12 protein-coding genes are annotated in these 19,325 nt (G+C 57.1%); 4 read left to right on the top strand and 8 right to left on the bottom strand.

Features of this window, described 5'->3' with window-relative positions; translation table 11 throughout:
- The first annotated feature begins 7 nt into the window (after positions 1-7).
- The 3 genes from RBB76_RS18765 to RBB76_RS18755 all read left to right on the top strand — a co-directional run bounded on the left by RBB76_RS18765 (position 8) and on the right by RBB76_RS18755 (position 6,783).
- Entirely contained in the window at positions 8-205 is a 198-nt protein-coding gene (locus tag RBB76_RS18765) for a DUF1771 domain-containing protein (RefSeq protein WP_429629217.1), read from the top strand.
- Between the two features lie 189 nt (positions 206-394).
- Positions 395-2,212: an ABC transporter ATP-binding protein gene (locus RBB76_RS18760; RefSeq protein ID WP_429629216.1), complete on the top strand. Its 1,818-nt coding sequence runs from the start codon at positions 395-397 to the stop codon at positions 2,210-2,212.
- Between the two features lie 83 nt (positions 2,213-2,295).
- Positions 2,296-6,783 (top strand): glucoamylase family protein, encoded by a 4,488-nt coding sequence (locus RBB76_RS18755; protein ID WP_429629215.1) that lies wholly within the window; start codon positions 2,296-2,298, stop codon positions 6,781-6,783.
- A gap of 67 nt (positions 6,784-6,850) precedes the next feature.
- Here the strand turns inward: RBB76_RS18755 and RBB76_RS18750 are convergent, their stop codons facing one another.
- The 3 genes from RBB76_RS18750 to RBB76_RS18740 all read right to left on the bottom strand — a co-directional run bounded on the left by RBB76_RS18750 (position 6,851) and on the right by RBB76_RS18740 (position 11,841).
- On the bottom strand, positions 6,851-9,634 hold the full coding sequence (locus RBB76_RS18750) for a TonB-dependent receptor (protein WP_429629214.1): 2,784 nt from the start codon (positions 9,632-9,634) through the stop codon (positions 6,851-6,853).
- Between the two features lie 43 nt (positions 9,635-9,677).
- The gene (locus RBB76_RS18745) at positions 9,678-9,968 is read right to left on the bottom strand and encodes a hypothetical protein (RefSeq protein WP_429629213.1); all 291 of its coding nucleotides are present in this window, start codon (positions 9,966-9,968) and stop codon (positions 9,678-9,680) included.
- 175 nt (positions 9,969-10,143) lie between these two features.
- On the bottom strand, positions 10,144-11,841 hold the full coding sequence (locus RBB76_RS18740; protein WP_429629212.1) for a 30S ribosomal protein S1: 1,698 nt from the start codon (positions 11,839-11,841) through the stop codon (positions 10,144-10,146).
- 122 nt (positions 11,842-11,963) lie between these two features.
- Between RBB76_RS18740 and RBB76_RS18735 the strand changes: the two genes are divergently transcribed.
- Positions 11,964-12,866 (top strand): M23 family metallopeptidase, encoded by a 903-nt coding sequence (locus RBB76_RS18735; protein WP_429629211.1) that lies wholly within the window; start codon positions 11,964-11,966, stop codon positions 12,864-12,866.
- Positions 12,867-12,940: 74 nt separating this feature from the next.
- On the opposite strand, the gene RBB76_RS18730 is transcribed toward RBB76_RS18735, so the two are convergent.
- The 5 genes from RBB76_RS18730 to purH all read right to left on the bottom strand — a co-directional run bounded on the left by RBB76_RS18730 (position 12,941) and on the right by purH (position 19,306).
- Positions 12,941-13,264 (bottom strand): hypothetical protein, encoded by a 324-nt coding sequence (locus tag RBB76_RS18730; RefSeq protein WP_429629210.1) that lies wholly within the window; start codon positions 13,262-13,264, stop codon positions 12,941-12,943.
- 278 nt (positions 13,265-13,542) lie between these two features.
- Positions 13,543-14,169 carry a DUF4126 domain-containing protein gene (locus RBB76_RS18725; protein WP_429629209.1) on the bottom strand — a complete coding sequence of 209 codons (627 nt, stop codon included), beginning with the start codon at positions 14,167-14,169 and terminating at the stop codon, positions 13,543-13,545.
- A 60-nt stretch (positions 14,170-14,229) separates the two neighbouring features.
- Positions 14,230-15,372, bottom strand: a complete 1,143-nt coding sequence (dgt, locus tag RBB76_RS18720; protein WP_429629208.1) for a dGTP triphosphohydrolase — start codon at positions 15,370-15,372, stop codon at positions 14,230-14,232.
- Positions 15,373-15,440: 68 nt separating this feature from the next.
- Positions 15,441-17,534, bottom strand: a complete 2,094-nt coding sequence (locus tag RBB76_RS18715; protein WP_429629207.1) for a tetratricopeptide repeat protein — start codon at positions 17,532-17,534, stop codon at positions 15,441-15,443.
- Positions 17,535-17,689: 155 nt separating this feature from the next.
- Entirely contained in the window at positions 17,690-19,306 is a 1,617-nt protein-coding gene (gene purH, locus RBB76_RS18710; RefSeq protein WP_429629206.1) for a bifunctional phosphoribosylaminoimidazolecarboxamide formyltransferase/IMP cyclohydrolase, read from the bottom strand.
- Positions 19,307-19,325 lie beyond the last annotated feature (19 nt).

The raw sequence follows: 19,325 nt of genomic DNA, 5'->3' as shown, positions 1-19,325 counted from the left end.
CACCACCATGCCGCAAAGCCCGCACGACCGCGCCGCCGAATATCACAACAAAGCCGCCCACGCCCACGCTGCCGCAGCCACCGCCCACGGCAAAGGCGACCATCTCACCGCCCACGAGCTCTCCCAGCAAGCCCACGAGCACTCAAAAAAAGCATTCGAACTGTCGAAAGAGGCATCTTCGCAAGCAGCCTCCAGCAAGCACTAGCTCTCTCTTCCGACAAGTCGGTCAAACCGCGTCGCTCCACCGCGCGATGCACCTAAGACAAACAGTCGCCACGTAATCACTTACCCACGAAGTATCCAACACCTGTTAGCTTTACTGCATCCACTTAACGCAGACATATCTTCTATGTGACTGATACTTACTCTTTTGCAGTCTCACTCTAGGAGCGATTTGAAAGACCGTGTGAATGCTGCGAGTCCATGGCGTGATCGGATCAGTGCCCTCCGAAACATGCCTGCGGTCCTGCGTATCCTTTGGGAATCAGGACGCGCCGTCGTAACCTGGGGGCTCTTTCTCCGCGTCATCGTCGCCACTCTTCCCTTTGGCATCGCAAAGATAGCCGCCTACATCTTGAACGACATCGCAGAAGTTATCCGCGGCCACGCCCTCGCGCCCAACTTCTGGAAGCTCGTCATCGCCGAAGTCGCTCTCAACGTCTCCCTCGGCCTCATCACCCGAGCCATCGACTACTCGGACTCGCTCCTCGCTAACCGCTACACCCAGTACGTCAGCGTCCGCGTCATGGAGCAGGCCGCTCGTCTCGACCTCACCACCTACGAAGATCCTGTCTTCTACGATCGCCTCGAACGCGCCCGTGTCCAGGCCACAGATCGCCTCGCGATGATTCAACAGCTGGGCCGCCTCGTCACGCAGATCATCACAACCCTCTCATTTTCCGCCGCATTAGCCCTGGCGTCGCCGTGGCTTGTTCTACTCCTAGCTCTCGGCGTTCTCCCCTCCTTCCTCGGCGAGACCCACTACGCCTTCCTCGGCTACGCTAAAAACTTCCGCCAGACTCCCGCCAAGCGTCAGATGGACTACCTTCGCCAGGTAGCCGGAAGCCGCGAAGGCGCAAAAGAAGTAAAGCTCTTCGGCCTGAACAAATTCTTTACAGATAGATTTCAAACACTCGCCAACCAGATCTATCTGGAAGATGTCACCCTTTCACGGTCGAAGCTCATCGTCGGCGGTCTGCTCGGCGTCATCGGCACGCTCGGGTACTACGGAGCCTACGTCTACGTCATCTGGCGCACCCTCCACGGCGCCTACAACATCGGTGAATTCGGCTTCCTCACAACCGCCATCCAGCAAGCCAGCTCCAACCTCCAGCAGGTCTTCTCCACTGCCTCCGGCATCGCCGATCAGGCGCTCTTCCTCACCGACCTCATCGCCTTCTTCGACATGAAGCCAACCGTCCTCTCTAAACCCGACGGCCTTCCCGCTCCAGTTCCAATCCGACGCGGCTTCGAGTTCCGCAACGTCTCCTTCACCTATCCCGGCACCAATCGAACCGTCCTCAAAAACTTCAACCTCACCCTCTCGCCCGGAGAAAGAATCGCGCTCATCGGCGAAAACGGCCAGGGCAAGACCACCGTCGTCAAACTCATCACCCGCCTGTACGATCCAACCGAAGGCCAGATTCTACTCGACGGCATCGACCTCCGTGAGTACGTCCTCGAAGATCTCCACCGCCACATCGGAGTCATCTTCCAGGACTTCATGCGCTTCGAGATGACCGCGCGCGAAAACATCGGCGTCGGCCGAGTCGATCAGCCCTATGAAGACAGCGACATCGAAGTCGCCGCCCACAAAAGCCTCGCCGATACCGTCGTAGCGAAGCTAGCCGGCGGCTACGATCAGATGCTTGGCCGCCGCTTCGAAGGTGGAGTCGAGCTCTCCGGCGGAGAGTGGCAAAAGATAGCCCTCGCCCGCGCCTACCTCCGCGACGCCCAGCTCCTCATCCTCGACGAACCCACCGCCGCCCTCGACGCACGCAGCGAACTCGAAGTCTTCGAGCGCTTCGCCGAACTGACTCAAGGAAAGATGGCCCTGCTGATCTCGCATCGGTTCTCTACCGTACGTATGGCCGACCGCATCGTCGTACTCTCCGGCGGTCGACTGATTGAAGAAGGCAACCACCAACAGCTCATAGACAAAAATGGGCTCTATGCGAGCATGTTTGAGATGCAGGCCGCAAGCTACAGGTAGGCTCAACACGGCATCACAATCAGCATCAACATATTCAAACAACAGCATTCGCCACAGTAGCAGAACAACACGAGAAAGGTTCCATGGCACCATCATCAGAGAATCCGCTCACTGCAGAACACGCATTACCACCCACTGCTCCGGCATTGGAGATGCCAACCGCAGGCCTGCCCGAAAGACCATCGGTCTCAGACGAGGAGCTGAGAGAGCGCGCCAACGCCCTGAGTCATCAATGGGAGATGGTTCCGGCTAGCGCAAAATCCACCGGACTCGCAACACGCCTCACCAGACTCAAGCAGCGACTCGCCGAGGTCCTGCGCACCTGCCGCAAAACCGCCTCCATTCACGAGCTCACCCCCGAGCTCGAACTCCTCGAGAGCACCCGCATGCTCGAGTCCGCGCTCATTGCCGGAGACAACACCGCCGAAACCTTCTCAACTCTTCCTCACGTCAGAGTCAATCAAGACGAGGAGCTGCCGCGAGCCATCAACCTCACCGAGGGATATCTCGTCGCAGCAAAAGGCATCTGGTCCGACGAGTCACTCACCGTCTACGTCCAGCAGGCCCAGCAGCGCGACGCGCTCCTTCTTGAAGAGATCACCGTACTCCCACAGGCCCTCAAGCTCGCCCAGCTTGAATACATTCTCGACCGCGCCGAAGAGGCCTTCGCTGCCGGCCCGCTCCCGCCCATCGAGCAGTCTCCCTTCTCCGCCATCCTCCACAGCATGCGACGCCTCAATCAGTTCGAGTGGCGCAACGTGCTCGAGCCTCTCATCGCCTTCGACTCGATCCTTCGTCAGGATCCAGCAGACGTCTTCGCTCACATGGAAGACGAGACCCGCCACAACTACCACATGCGAGTCGCTGAACTCGCACACCACGCCGACGCCAGCGAAGTCGAGACCGCGCAGATCGCCCTTAAACTCGCACGCGAAGCCTTTGCAACCTCTGATCCCGATCCCCGCCTCGCCATGCGCACAAGGCACATCGGCTACTACCTCTTCGCCGAAGGCTTCCCCGCCCTGAGCCGTCGCATTGGATTCCATCCGCCCTTCATCGAACGCACCCGCACCTTCATCCGCCGCTTCAACGAAGACTTCTACATCCTCGGCATCTTTACGCTCTCCTGCCTTCTCATCGTCGCCATCATCGCGCCGCTCGTCCCTCACCACGCCTTCTGGCCGATCATAGGTACCCTCCTGCTCGCGCTCCTTCCCGCGACCCAGGGCGGCGTCGACCTCGTCAACAACACCGTCACCGCATTGATGAGCGCCCAGTCTCTCCCAAAGATCGATCTCTCGAAGGGCGTCCCAGACGATGCGATCACCCTCGTCGTCGTGCCCACACTCCTGCTCAGCGAGATCCAGGTCCGCGAACTCTTCGACGAACTCGAAGCCCGCTACCTCTCCAATCAAGACCCCAACATCCACTTCGGCCTACTCACAGACCTGCCCGACACCAAAGCTCGCCCACTCGACGAAGACTCCAACCCACTGGCCAAGCTAGCGGTCGACTGTGTCGAACATCTCAACGCAAAGTACCCCCGCACAAAAGGTGGAGCCTTCTTCCTCCTCCACCGCTACCGAGTCTTCAACTCCCGCCAGGGCGTCTGGATGGGATGGGAGCGCAAACGCGGCAAGCTCCTCGACCTCAACAAATTCTTACTCAACCAATTCGACAGCTTCCCCCTCAAAGCCGGCCCACTCGATGCCCTGCAGCACGTCCGCTACGTCATTACGCTCGACTCCGACACCCAACTCCCCCGCGGCACCGCCGCCCGCATGGTCGGCACCATGGCGCACCCGCTTAATCAGGCGATCGTCAACCCACGCTCTCGCATCGTCACCCAGGGATACGGCATCCTCCAGCCACGCGTAGGCGTCAGCGTCTCCTCCGCATCGCGCTCCCGCCTCGCGTCACTCTACTCCGGCGAAACCGGCTTCGACATCTACACCCGCGCCGTCTCCGACGTCTATCAGGACCTCTTCGGCGAAGGCAGCTTCGCAGGCAAAGGCATCTACGAGGTCGCCATTCTTCACGAAGTTCTTGACCGCCGCTTCCCCCGCAACGCTCTCCTCTCTCACGATCTCATCGAAGGCTCCTACGCACGCGCCGGCCTCGTCACCGACATCGAAATCATCGACGACTACCCCTCGCACTACTCCGCCCACACCCGCCGCAAACATCGCTGGGTGCGCGGCGACTGGCAGATCGCCCGCTGGCTCTTCGCCAATGTCCCCGACGAATCCGGCAAATCCGTTCCCAATCCCATCAACACCATCTCGCGCTGGAAGATCTTCGACAACCTCCGTCGCAGCCTCGTCGAACCCGTCACCTTCCTCCTCTTCCTCCTCGGCTGGTTCATCCTCCCCGGCGGCGCGCTCTACTGGACCATGGCCGGTGTCGTCCTTCTCCTCCTCCCCGTCCTGGTTCAACTAGCCTTCAACCTCGGCCGCGCTCTTGCCAAACTCAGCTTCGTCGGCGCACGCGAAGGCTTCATCACCTTCGGTGCCAACTTCGGCTTCACCATGCTGAACCTCACCTTCCTGCCTCACCACATGTTCCTCTCCCTCGATGCCATCGTCCGCTCTCTGAGCCGGACCTTGGTATCCGGCAAACATATGCTCGAGTGGGAGACAGCAGCGCAAGCCGAATCAGGAAAATCCCGAACACCACTCGACATCTACCTCCAGCTCTCTCCCGTCGCAGCCGTACTCATAGCAATCGCGTTGGCATTCCACAATCTTCGGTCCCTTTTCGCAGCCGGGCCTGTCCTCATCCTCTGGGCCATCGCACCTCTCGTCGCCATCTGGCTCAACTCACCGGCTACCCGCGAAGAAGGTCCTCTCACTTCAGAAGATACTCACTTCCTGCAGCAGCAGGCGCTTCACATCTGGCGATACTTCCACGACTTCGGCGACGAGAAAAATCACTGGCTCATCCCCGACAACGTCGAAGAACAAAACACTCTTCAAATCCGCAAGCTCTCCCCCACAAACCTAGGCATGCTCTTCAACGCCCGCCAAGCCGCCTACGAGTTCGGCTTCATAACCTTGCCCGAGTTCGCCCAAGCCACCCTAGGCACCCTCAACACCTACGACCGCCTCGAAAAACAGCTCGGCCACATCTACAACTGGTACGACATCGAAACCCTCCGTCCCATCCCACCACTCATCGTCTCCGCAGTCGACAGCGGCAACCTCGCTGCCTCCCTCTACACGCTGCGCACAGGCGCGCTCGATCTCCTCAAGCGCCCTCTTCTCGACCCCGAAACCTTCGCAACCCTGAAACAGATGCAACACCCCTCCGTCAAAGCAACAGCGACGCCCACTCTCGCGCCCGCAGAATCCCCAGCAAGAGCAGTGAGATCGCATCTTCGATCTATCCCCCAAACTCCAAACACGAACAGCGACGACTGGTTCACCAACGAGGTTTCCAACCGTCTCACCGCGCTGTCGGTCTTCGCCGAGCAGTACACCCCCTGGCTGCTTCCCCAGTTCGACGGCCTCTTCGCCCCACCCCAACTCGACGGCTCCGAGCACAAAACAATTCCCACCCTCCTCGACGCAGTCGACTACGTCACCGAGTTGGAATCGAAACTCTCCGGTGCATCACGCGACATTCCCAGCGGCTCCACGCTCGCCCCCGCCGCAGCCGAACTTCTCGCCCTGCTCTCCACCGCCAAGAGATGTCTCGCCCAACTGAAAGCCGACTTGACCAAAATCGCAGCTGAGGCCGAGCGCCACGCCGACGCCATGGAGTACGGCTTCCTCCTCGTCGAATCCCGCCAACTCCTCTCCATTGGCTACGACGGCATCACCCACGAGCTCCACTCCGCCTGTTACGATCTCCTCGCCTCCGAGGCTCGCATCGCATCTTTCATCGCCGTCGCAAAAGGCGACATCCCTCAGCAATCCTGGTTCCGCCTCGACCGCTCCCACGTCCTCGTCAACGGACGCGCCGCTCTCCTCTCCTGGACCGGAACCATGTTCGAATACATGATGCCCTCCCTCTGGATGCGCACCTTTCCCGACACTCTCATCGCGCGCTCTCTCGAATCCGCCGTCCGCATTCAAAAAGACCACGTCCACAACATCCCCTGGGGAATCTCAGAATCCGGCTTCTCCAAAAAAGATCCTCAGGGCCGATACGGCTATCAGGCCTGGGGCATCCCAAAACTCGCACTGAAGTACGGAGCCGAAGACGGCCCTGTCATCTCGCCCTACTCCAGCTTTCTCGCGCTCCCTCTTCTTCGCAAAGACGCCATCACCAACCTTCGACGCATGGCATCCATGGACTGGACTGGAGCCTATGGCTTCTACGAAGCAGCCGACTACACCCAGGGCAATCAACCCGAACTCGTTCGCTCGTGGATGGCGCACCATCAGGGTATGTGCCTTCTCGCCGTCACCAACCTGCTCAAAAACAACATCGTGCAGGAGTGGTTCCACGGCACACCTCGCGTCCGGGCGGCCGAACTCCTCCTGCACGAAAAAGCCTTGAGCAAAGAAACCCTCAAAGATCTCGAGAAGCAATCGAAGTTACAAGCCGCAGAAGAACAACCCGCGTAAATCCTTCGCAACAAAAAATGGGCAGTGGAATCATCCCCACTGCCCATCAGCTTTTTAATAGTCCCCTCTAGAAGTGAAAACCAAGCTCTGCCGTCAAAGCACGCGGTGTTACATAGTGCGTACCGCTGAAGGTTGAGAGGAAGTTATAAAGCGCGTACTTGTTGGTGATGTTGACACCCGTCAGACGAAGACTCCACTTGTTCTTATCGCCGTTGAACAGATTATCCTGACCAACTGAGGCATCAAACAAACTGCGTTCCTGAATTCTAGGAGGATTCTTGTCGTCGTTTTCGGTTCCAGGTGCGGGAATCGATACCAGCGTCGAAGTGAGCTGCGAAGCCAGGCACTGATTACCAGGTATTCCGACAAACGGAGTAGCCTTCACACCGTTGCAAGTCAGCCCAGCCTGAAACTGCTGATCAGGCGTCAAACCACTCAGATCAATCCCCGGTTGTCCGTTGATCGTGATTGACGGTCCACCGTTCGCCGGATTGCACAAACTGTTCGGATCGGTCACGTTGTAGCAAGGCACAGAACCCGCAGTCAGACCGCTATCAAACCGCCAGTTGAACCCGACCCACGGGCTACGCTTGCCGGGGATCTGATACTGCAGATGCGTCGTCTGGTTATAGCGCTCATCATGGTCGATGCGGAAAGGAAACCCGCTGCCACCAACCGTAGCGCCTGCACCGGCAACCTGCGGCGGAAAGAATCGTGCCGCCACCGAAGACATCACAACAAACGCTGAAAAGTTGTGAAAGTTAGGGACATCTGCTCGCAAAGCAAAGCCCGGGATCTTCGAGTTATGCCAGTCAATCGGGAACGTAATCGGCGTGTTTCCAAGCACACTGAAATCGAAGGCATTGTGTGTGTACTTCCAGATGTAATCCCCGCTGATCACGAGATTCTTGCCGAATGCCTGTTGCAATCCGGCATGGAACTCATTTCGGTAGCCGGGAGCGAGATTGCCGTTTCCACCCTGACAAGCCAGCAGTGGATTAAGTACGTCGTTCAGACATCCTTGACTGGAAAGCACTAGGTTTTCATTGAACGGAGTCTCCAGCGTTCTCGCATACGACAAACGCAGAACCGTATTAGTCGGCTTCACGCTATAAGCTAAGCCCACGCGAGGCTCCGCCTGACGCGCAACCGTCAACCCGTTATAAAGATCGCCGCGAATACCAACATTGAAGAGCCAGTTACCCGCCTTGATCTGGTCCTCAACATACAAAGCGAGTTCCTTCACATCGGTCCGGCCGATGAAGTTGAACTGCCCACCGCCACGAGTCAAATCGAACGGCAGCAGAACCGGATTAAAGGCAGGCGTTGAAGATCCCAGCGTCTTGGCCAGCATGCCATTGTTCGGAAACAACCCCGCCGCCGCGCACTGCGACGGATCGCTAAATCCATTCACAGGATTCGCCGCGCCATCCGTACACGGCGAGTTGAACGTATTTGCGACAACACCTAGCGTGTCGCTCTCACGCAGAAAAGTCTGCGAGTAGTTGGCGCCAACCTTGATGTTATTAATCCCCTTCACATACGAAAAGTCTGTATGCACACCAGCATTCGTCAGCGATCGTGTCTGCGAAATCGTCTGGTTCTGCAGATTGGGTGGCCCGAGATCGGCCAGCGGATTTCCGCTCGGATAGTAGTCATACTGATCCTTACGAATATAAGGACCAAAATTGAAGACTGAGTTCGCCCCAATCGTTCGCGTATAGGTTGGCGCGATATCAAAGGTTCCGATCTTCGACCGCTGGTCCGTATTACCAACATTCCCAAAGATAGGATTCGCTCCCCCACCGCCGCTAATCACGTTCTGTACATTCAGATTGTCGAACGCGTTAGGCGTCTGAAACCACGAACGACTGTAGTTCAGGTTCAAATGGATCGAATCGAGAGGCGTAAGCTGCCGATCAATGCGATCGAACACATTAGCCTCGTTGCCCTTATCGTGGAAGACCGTAAACTCCGGAGGATCGAGAAAGCGCCCCGTATTCAGACCATCGACCTCAATAAAATTCCCCCACTTCTCTCCGCCGTAACTCAAATCAACTCCACCCGTCGCCGACCCAAACGTCCCATAAGACGTCGTCACGCTACCGGTTGGCTTCCTCACCCCTAATCCCGACCGCGTCGTCACCTCGATCACCAAACTCGTCTTACCGCCAAACTCCGCCGGCGGCGCTCCCGAGATCACCTCAATCGACTGGATTGAGTTCGAAGGAATCTGATTCGAAAAGACCTTGCTCTGCTGATCCGTGATCGGTTGGCCATCGATCGAAAAGGAATTCGACGCATGGTCGCCAAGCCCGTGGAACAGACCATTCGAGTCTGCCGCAACTCCAGGCGACGACAACGTCACGAGCGAGCTCAGCGAAGACGACTGGCTCTCCAGCGGCAGCTTATCGAACAACCCACGATCCACGTCGGTATGAAAAGTCGAATCGTTCTCCACCAGATCGCTTCCCGTCACATTCACGACCGTTGAGGTCGCCCCAATCATCAGCGCGGTCTTCACAGTGATCGGCACAAACGACCTGACCTGAACATCCTGCGTCGAGGAAGCAAACCCCGTCAGCGAAACCACTAAATGATAAGGATTCAGCGGCAGATTCGTGAACTGATAATGCCCCGAACTATCCGTCGTAGTGACCCGGCTATAACCGCTGACCGGATTCTCAATCGAGACAGTAGCCCCCGGCACGATGGCGCCCGTTGCGTCCGTGACTGTGCCAACAACAGTGCCTGCATTTCCAGCAGACTGCGACCACAGACCCGTACTACCGAGAACAAAGAAAACAACTGCAAATAGTGCGAAGATGACCCGTCGTATTGACGTGTGCATACACAACCCCCTTAAGTTTCAACCTGATTTTTTTGACACCGTTCTAAGCGAGAACAGAGTCAACAGGCGGTGGTCGGGTGTAGAGTGCAAACGTAAAAAAGGTCTTCATCCGCGTTGGCGGTTCAAAGACCTCAATAGCAGATACGACGGAGGCGACAGCGAGTGTCACCGGTGGTTGAGCAACCTCAACAGCGACATGCGCAGTTACGCAGAGCGCGCAATCCGCATGCGAGATCTCGCCAACTGGATGGGAGTGAACAGCCTGAATCGACCCAGTCGCCAAAACCAGCAACACACAAAGCAGCGCGAGGAAGACTCTCCACGAGCTTTGCATATTCGATTTTGGTCCAAGACTGAACACAATAAATCTAATATAGCGCGGAATCCCGACCGTAAAACGCACCCGCAACCACCGCGCCGAACATCTCGCTTCAGCAACTCTCTGCAGCCTACTGAAAACGAAGGGTTAACGCACATCACGCTACTGCGAATTTATTCTTGATAATCTTTTAGACCAGCCGCACTTCCACCTTCTTCGCTTCGCGATCCAGCAGCGTAATGCGAAAGCTTCGAATCTGCCCCACCCGAACCGGCTCAGCCTTCGCCTCCGCAGCACTCGGCCCATTCTTCCATCGCGCCGCCAGCATCGAGCTGAACGACGACAGATCCGGCGCCCCGGACTTCGCCTCTTCCTTCACCGCACCCTCCGCTACCAGCCCCGCCCGCGCGCGAATCCCCTCACCCAGCTCCACGGTCCCATGCTCGCCCGAGACCTCAATCAGCCGTCCCGTCACCAGATCCCCATCCTGATGTTCCGCGATGTACTCATCCAGCCCCGTCGGCACTAGCTGCTTCATGCTCAACTTGATCTGCCGCTTCTCCCTATCTACATCGAGCACCTTCGCCTTTACCACCTGCCCCACGCGCAGCACATCCTGCGGCCGCTCCACCCGCTTCTCCGCGCTGATCTCGCTGACATGAATCATCCCCTCCACGCCCTCCACCAACTGCACAAACGCGCCGAACTTCGTAAAGCTCGTCACCGGCCCCTCCACCTGCGAGCCCACCGCAAACTTCTCCGCCACATCCACCCATGGATCGCCCAGCGTCTGCTTCAACCCCAGCGACATCCGCCTCTCCTCCACACTCACCCCGAGAATCATCACCTCTACCACATCCCCCGGCTTCACCAGATCCCCCGGCTTCCTCACCTTCTTCACCCACGACATCTCCGAGATATGCACCATCCCCTCAACGCCCGGCTCCAACTCCACAAACGCCCCAAAGTCCGTCACCCGCGTCACCGCCCCACGCACGCGCTCGCCCGCAACATACTTCCCCGCCACCGCATCCCACGGATGCGCCAGCAGCTGCTTCATCCCCAGCGAAATCCGCTTCCCCGCCGCCTCCACCTTCAAGACCTTCGCATCAACCTGCTGTCCCACCGTCAACACATCCGCCGGCTTCTCCACCCGCGCCCACGAAATATCGCTGATGTGCAACAACCCATCCACTCCCCCAATATCAACAAACGCACCATAGTCCGTCACACTGCGCACCGTGCCCGAAACCAGATCACCCTCACGAATCTCCGCATACCGCCGTTCCTTCGTCGCCCGGTCATCCTCCTCCGCCACCGCGCGCCGATCAACGACAACATCCTCCTCCACCGCATCCAGCTTAATAATCCTGCAGCGAATCTCCTGCCCCACCAGCTTCTCCATCTCCGTGGCATCCCGCGCCCCACTGCGCGAGCCAGGCATAAACGCCCTCACACCCACGTCCACCGTCAGGCCGCCCTTCACCACTCCCGTCACCGTCCCAACGATCACCGACTTATCCGCAAACGCCTTCTCCAGCGCACTCCAATCCTTCGGCTGCTCCACCCGCATCCGCGAAAGCTCGTAGTATCCCTCTTCGTTCCTTCCCTTCACCGAAACCTGCAGCTTACTCCCCACCTCAACCGTCTCACCCGCGCTCTGAAACATCGCAAGCGGCAGCACGCCCTCGGTCTTATACCCAATATCGACGAACACCGAGTCAGCCGACACCGCGACCACAGTTCCCGCTATCTGTTTTCCACCCTCACCGGACCGTCGCTGATGCGTCTGCTCAAACTGCGAAAGAATCGCGTCGAACGATTCGGTAGACTCTGTGTTTTCGGGGGTTTCGAACGACGTGGGCTCTGGTGCACCGGGGTTTGACATGAAAACGAGGCCTCATTCCTACTGATTCTGGCTAGAATATCACCGCGACAACCTCTCCCGCCCGCACCGCCCGTCGCAACAATTTGCCTCACCAATCCGTTTCTGCCATACACTCTCATCTCATGCTCCGGACGCTCGATCGAACCCTTGCCCTCGCCGCCGCAATGCTCCTCTCCATCGCGTATCCAGGTCACTGTGCCACCAAGCTCGACGACAGCGCTCTCCACATCTCTTCATCCCCACTGATGAACGGATCACCCTTCCTCATCACACTCTCACTCCCAAGCGAAGCGCTCTCCATCACCGGCGATTGGCAAACTCACCACGTTCTCTTCTTCCCGAACTCCGATCACCGCACCTGGTTCGCGCTCGCCGGAGTCGACGTTGAACTCGCCCCAGGCAGTTACCCGCTCACCGTAGAAGCAAATCTCAAAGACAGAACCCAACAAACACTCCACCAACAACTAACCATCGAAACCGCGCCCTACCTCCAGGTCCCCCTCACCGTTCCAGACAAATTCGTTGAACCCAGTCCCCACGCCCTCAAACAAATCGCCGCAGACCAGATCGTCAAAGAGAAAGCCTTCGCAAGCTCGTCTCCCGCACGATTATGGTCCGTCAACTTTCTACCACCTCTCCCTCTCGCGCCCGAGTCTGATTCCTTCGGCAATCAACGTCTCTTCAACGGAAAGATCGCCAGCGTTCACCACGGCCTCGACTACCACGCGAAGCTGCACACACCCGTAGCCGCAATCAACTCAGGACGCGTCGTCCTGGCCCGTCCGCTCTACTTCGAAGGCGGCTGCGTCGTCATCGACCACGGCCTCGGCCTCATGAGCGTCTACATGCATCTCTCAAAGATCCAAGTCGCCGTTGGCCGCCGCGTTCGGCGCGGCCAGATCATCGCACTCAGCGGCGCCTCAGGCCGCGCCACCGGCCCCCACCTCCACCTTGGAGTCCGTTGGCAAGGCACCTACATCGACCCCGCCAAACTCTTCGAACTCCAAATGCCCAACACCCACTGATTCCATAGACCTAAGCCAATAATTCCAAAGATCAAACCAATAACTCCAAAGATCAAAGCCCATAATTCCAAAGATCAAAGCTGATAATTCCAAAGATCAAAGCTGATAATTCCACAGACAAAGCGAACGATAAAAGTGTCATTTCGACCGGAGCCGCTCACGGTCTCATCGTGAGCGGCGCAGTGGAGAAACCCGCTTTTCGCCTTTGCTGTTGCCGCTGCCTTTCCGGTCGTCATCCCCGAAGGGGATTTGCTGTTGTCCATGTCTTCTGCATTGAGGTCTTTTCCCCGCAAAAAATCGTCATCTCGACCGAAGCCGCTCACGGTCTCATCATGAACGGCGCAGTGGAGAGACCCCCGTATTTCGTTTCCCCGCTCGAAGTCGGCCCAAAGTGTCACAAAAACTTGTCAAGCCCACCAACAACACAACCAACTGAAATAAAGAGACTTACGCGTGGCGTATCAGTTATAGCCAAATCGCTATACTGGAAACAGACAGAAAAAAGCCCCGGCGAACCCGGGGCTTTTTCACGTCTACAAGGTACATGAAGCCCTAAACCCCTTGATAAGACGAATTTGGACGCAACCCTTTTGCAATGACGAATTTACAGGAGATGACACCTTGCAAGTGCATGAAAATAAAAGATTTATGCGCGGGTAATGGGGGGGGGGACCCCTCACGGAAGAGGCTTTACCTGCGCCCTATCTTCAAGATCCGTCCCAAACAACCGACGCAAGGGCTTCTGTATCGCGCGCAGGAGCGCCCGTGCGGCCAGCACCGCCGCCGCCAGGCAGAGTAGAGCGGCAGAAGCAGCAATCACTGGATGGTGCGTCGCAAACCACGTCAGCCCAACTGCCACCACATCCTCCGACGAGCTCAGAGCAATGTTCGACACCGGCTCCGGACTCGGCGTCACCGCCGCACGCAGCGCAGTCTTCGACCCATGCGCCGCCAGCGCCACCGCAGCACCAATCGCCGTCGCCAGTATCTGCATCTGCGGCGTCAGTTGAGAACTCGCGTGATACGCCACCAGCGCAGCAATCGGAATTCGCACCACCGTATGCAAACCGTTCCAGATCATGTCGAAGGCAGGAATCTTATCGGCCACGAACTCGATCGCAAACATAATCCCGCACACCACCAGCACCCAGGTGTGCCCCAGCGAATCAAGTCCAGGAGGAAGCGCAACCCAATGCGTGCGAGCCAGCAGCCCAAGCGTCAGTACGGTGGCATAGATATTGAGCCCAGCCGCAAAGCTGGACGCTATCACCAACGCGGTAATGTTCGCCGGACTGAAGCTCATGTGGCTGAAAGTGTACCCCGTCCCGAAAGAGGTCGTGCACTTTTTAATCGCGAAAAAGCTCTACCGGCGCACAGCCCGCTTGATCTGCGCATATTGCAACAGAATGAAGCTGTCCGTCATTCCAGCGATATAGTCGGCTACCACGCGAGCCAGACCCTGGATCTCGACCGACTCGAAGTGGCTCACCGGCAGCTCCTCCGGATCGTTGATCCAGTAGTCGAACAAGGCCGTCACCACCTCCTCCGCCTTATCGTGCTCATGTTCAAGCGCCGGACAGGTGTAAAGAGTGTCGTAGAGGTACTGCTTCTCCTGAAGACGCTGCGCTTCAACCTCAGGCGAAAACAAGGCAAGCCGGCTGGTGTGTTTTCGAATATCAGCCAGCGACTCCGCTCCAATCGCCAGCGTGTTGCGAGCCGTATTTTCAATCAAGTCATCGGTAAGAACGTTTTGCATCAATTGCAACGCCTCGTTGAAAAGGAACTTCTCATCGACCCCGACATGCTCTCGCTCGACAGTCTTATAGCAGCGCGCGACGATCTCCACATGCTCGCAGATATGCCCAATCTCGAGCAGCCCGGACTCGACGCCGTCATCAAGATCTGCCGTCAGATAAGCGATCTCGTCTGCAAGATCGATCAACTGAGCCTCGAGCGGTGGTCTCTGATCCAGCAGAAAACCTGCGAGATCAGGATGCTTCTCCACACTGTAGTCACGCGAATGCTTGATGATGCCCTCGCGAACGCCAAGCGTCAGGTTCAGCCCACGATGCGCTGCATAGCGCAGCTCGAAATGCTCGACGATCCGCAGAGCATGGATATTATGGTCAAAACCGCTGCCATGCCTCTTCAAACACCGGTCCAGCGCCCGCTCCCCGGCATGTCCAAACGGAGGATGTCCGATGTCGTGGACCAATGCCAGCGTCTCGGCCAGATCTTCCTGCAACCTGAGCGAAGCCGCAACCGCCCGCGCAATCTGCGCAACTTCAATGGTATGGGTCAATCGGCTACGAAAGTGATCCGACGCGCGACTCGTAAAAACCTGCGTCTTCCCCGCAAGCCTCCGAAAGGCACGAGCCTGCACTATCCGCTCCCGGTCCCGCTGAAACGGTGTCCGCGAAGGCCGAAAGGGTGCAGGATAAACGCGAGTCAGCAGCAGGTCGCCCGGATCGGCGACAACCGCGCATCGATGCAGATCGGTTGCCATAGTCAACTCTAGTGTAAACGGCAAAGGCCTCTCGAAATGACTCGAGAGGCCTCACGCTTCACCAGTAACTACTTGACCGAAACAGTCCCGACCTTCGCCAGCTTTACGCGCGCGTTCTCAAGCTTATGCTCAACCTTCGCAACATCCGCAGGATCCGCATCCGCCGGCAGCGAGCGAGAATATTCAGTCATCGACCGCTCCCACTGTGCCACAGCACCTTTCAGGTTCCCTGTCTTCTCGTAAACCTCACCGAGATGATCGTGAACAGTAGGGTCGGTGTTGATCCGTTCATTCGCTTTGCGAAGATTTTCTTCCGCCAGCGCATATTGACCGGACTTGTAGTAAACCCAGCCAAGCGAGTCTAGAAACGCGCCATTCTGCGGATCAAGTTCAACCGCCTTCCGAATCATCGTCAACGCCTCAGCAAGCCGGACGCCGCGATCCGCGAACATGTAACCGAGATAGTTGAGAACGGTAGCATTCTGCGGATCAATCGCAAGCGCCTTACGAAACTCCGCTTCCGCCAGATCATACTGTTTCTGCCGGTCATAAAGCGCACCGCGCAGAAACGCCACATAGAGCTTCTCGTCAGGCTTCGTCGCCAGCGCATCAGCGCTCGTCAACTCAGCAGAGGCCTCCGGAAACCGCTTGAGACGCGTATAAATCTGAGCTAAAGCCAGATGAGAATCGCGCTCGTCCGCAGTTCCCTTCGTCGCTGCCAACTGCGCATTTGCCAGCGCAATACCTTGATCTACCGAACCTGTATCAGCAAGCTGACCCGCATACATCAGCTGAATCCCATGATCGTTCGGCATCAGCTTCGCTACCTCGGCAGCAGCTGCAGTCGCTTCCTTCCACTGGTGAGCATCGCGATACGCATCGATCTGCCCTTGATAACCACTCTTGACGTAATCACCGCCAAGCGCAGCCATCTGCTTGTAAGCCGCAACAGCCTCCGGAGTCTTGTTCTGCTCCCGATAGATGATCGCCAGCCTATCGAGGAAGATCGAGCGATTGGCCTTCTCCCCATCCGTGTACTTCCCATCCGGATGGGCGGTATCTGCGACTAGCTTAGTCAGGACTCCAGTCGCATCGTCATAGCGACCCAGCGAGTCATAGATAAGAGCCTCATTATAGGTAAGCTCAAGCGAGTCGGGAGCCAGCGGCTTCGCCTTATCAAGGGTCTTGAGCGCCTCGTCATAATGGCCCTGTCTGCGTTCGATCTCCGAGATATGGATCTGCGACTGGGCATCCTGCGGTTCAGCTGCGACGATGACATTCAACACCTTCAACGCCTCGTCCAGTTGACCATCAGCTAGTAATGCATTGGCAAGACCCCGCTCCGTATCCAGATTGTCTGGCTCAAGATCCAGAGCTCGATGGTACGCTGCGATCGCGTCCTTATTCTTCTTCAGTTGCTCGTAACTCGCACCCAAGGCGAACTCGACGCGAGGCGAACGATCGTCAACCGGCACCGCATTAAGCACCTCTGCAGCGCGCTTCGGATCACCCTGCTCGCTATAAAGCCGCGCCATATTGAGCGCAACTTCCTCCGAATTTGCGTCGATGCTCTGCGCTGCTTTGAACTCTGCCTCCGCCTTCCCCGAATCATGATTCAGACCGTAAAGCTGGCCCAACAAAAGATGCGTCTCCACATCGCCCGGTTTCAATTGTGCGAGCTTTTCATACTCAGCAATCGCCAGTTGAAGCATTTGGCCTGATTGCGGACTTTGCATGTCCCCGAGAGAACGAAGATAAACCTTCCCCAAGAGCGTATGGGCTTCTATGTCGTCAGGATTTTTGCTCACCTGATCCTGCGCAGCCGTCACCGCCTCACGGATGCGGCCAATCTTGAAATAGAGATCGGCCAACCCATCTTGGAGCAGACGCGAACTCGGATCGGCATCCAGAGCTAACTTGTACTGCTCCACCGCTTGTGTGGCGTAGTCCGACCGGCCTGCGTTAACCGCCATATCTTCGTAAAGCCGGGCCAGGCTGTAGTGATAGTAGGAAGAAGCCCGATCGGGCTGAGTCGAAGCTGAGATCGGGGTCTTCAATCCGCCTGGGCTTTGAGCGAACACGACGTGTGCCACAAAAAAAGCCGCGGCAGCGGGGATCATACGAAAGTCGCGAATAGAAGAGGCACGTAAAAAAAGTGTCATGAGTTAGTTTCCTGTGCCGACGGAATAAAAGTCGAAGCGATGCTGCCAGACACTGGTTAGACGATCCCGTGTCCGGATTGGATGCAGGCGGCGAGACCAGCCAATTGCGGCAACATGGCGGTGATTATATCCGTCATTAGCGGGAATCTGGAAGACTATCCGTGACGAAAGTGTCTGACCCCCGTAAATGCCATCGCCACACCCAGCCGATCTGCAGCCTCGATGACCTCGGCGTCCCGCACTGAGCCCCCGGGCTGGATTACAGCAGTAGCACCCGCTTGCGCCACAACTTCCAGACCGTCGGCAAAGGGAAAAAAGGCATCCGAAGCGGCAACCGTACCTTCTAACGGTAATACAGCCTTCATTGCACCGAACCGGGCGGCATCCACCCGACTCATCTGACCGGCCCCAATACCGACCGTCTGCCCGTGTCCGTCGCTGAATCGGGCGTAGACTATCGCGTTCGATTTGACATGTTTGCAGACCCGCCAGGCAAAGACCATGGCCCTCAACTCCTCCGCGGTAGGCTTTCTTTTGGAGACGATTTGGAGTTGTCCTTCGCTGATGCGTAGTCGGTCCGCATCCTGCACGAGCAACCCCCCGGAAACCTGCTTCAACATAATACGTGGGGTCTCAGTGGGCAAAATCTCGATAAGCCTGAGATTCTTTTTAGCTCCAAAACGTTCCAGCGCCTCACTGGTGAACGAAGGTGCTACGATCGCCTCGACAAAAAGCTTCGCGATCTGCTCCGCCGCTACGGCATCAACCTCGCGATTGATCCCAATCACTCCACCAAAAGCGGACACCGGATCGGCCTCAAGAGCCCGTAGGTAGGCCTCGGCAACCGTCGCTCCAGTGGAAGCTCCACAGGGATTTGTATGTTTGATGATAACCACCGCCGGTTCATCAAACTCGCTTACTAATTCCCAGCATGCGTCCAGATCCACGATATTGTTGTAGCTAAGCTCCTTACCTTGCAACTGCTTGGCGTTTGCGACACCCTTTTTGCTGCCATCTGTGTAAAGCGCAGCTTTCTGATGCGGATTTTCGCCATACCGAAGCACCTTGAGGAGTTGATCATTGACCCGAATTGTTGCTGGTAGCTGACCTTGTGAAAATATAGCGATGCCGTTCGGAGTTTCGATGCTTTCCAGAGTTGTCGCTATGCCTGCATCGTAAGCCGCTGTGACTGCGAACGCGGCCTTGGCTAGATTCCATCGCGTTGTGCGACTCAAGCTACCTGAGTTCGCGGCCATCTCATCTGCCAAACGGGCGTAGTCTGCGACGGAGGTCACGATCGCTACATCAGCGAAGTTTTTCGCCGCTGACCGAACCATCGACGGTCCACCGATGTCGATATTTTCGATTACATCCGCGAACGAAACTCCGGGTCGGTTTGCAGTCTTCTCGAAAGCATAGAGATTTACCACTACCATATCGATCGGTTCGATCTGGTGCTCAGCCACTGAAGCCCTATGATCCGCGTTATCACGTATATGGAGGATCCCACCATGAACTTTTGGGTGAAGTGTCTTCACTCGCCCGTCGAGCATTTCGGGAAATCCAGTCAGGTCGCTAATATCGCGCACCGGAAGACCGGCTTCTCGTAGCGCACGCGCAGTTCCTCCTGTCGAAACTAGGTCGACCTGGAATGAAACGAGGACTCGAGCGAAATCAATGAGTCCGGTCTTATCGGTAACAGAGAGTAGAGCGCGACGGATTTTACGAAAATCAGTAGGAGTGGCTAAAGAGTCAATCTCGTGTTCAATCATCACCTGACTATTCTAAGCC

This window comes from Tunturiibacter psychrotolerans, from assembly GCF_051013365.1.
In the GTDB taxonomy this organism is placed as follows: Bacteria; Acidobacteriota; Terriglobia; order Terriglobales; family Acidobacteriaceae; genus Edaphobacter; species Edaphobacter psychrotolerans_A.
The sequence above is the reverse complement of the archived record's forward strand: the minus strand, read 5'-3'. Positions and strand labels throughout refer to the sequence as shown.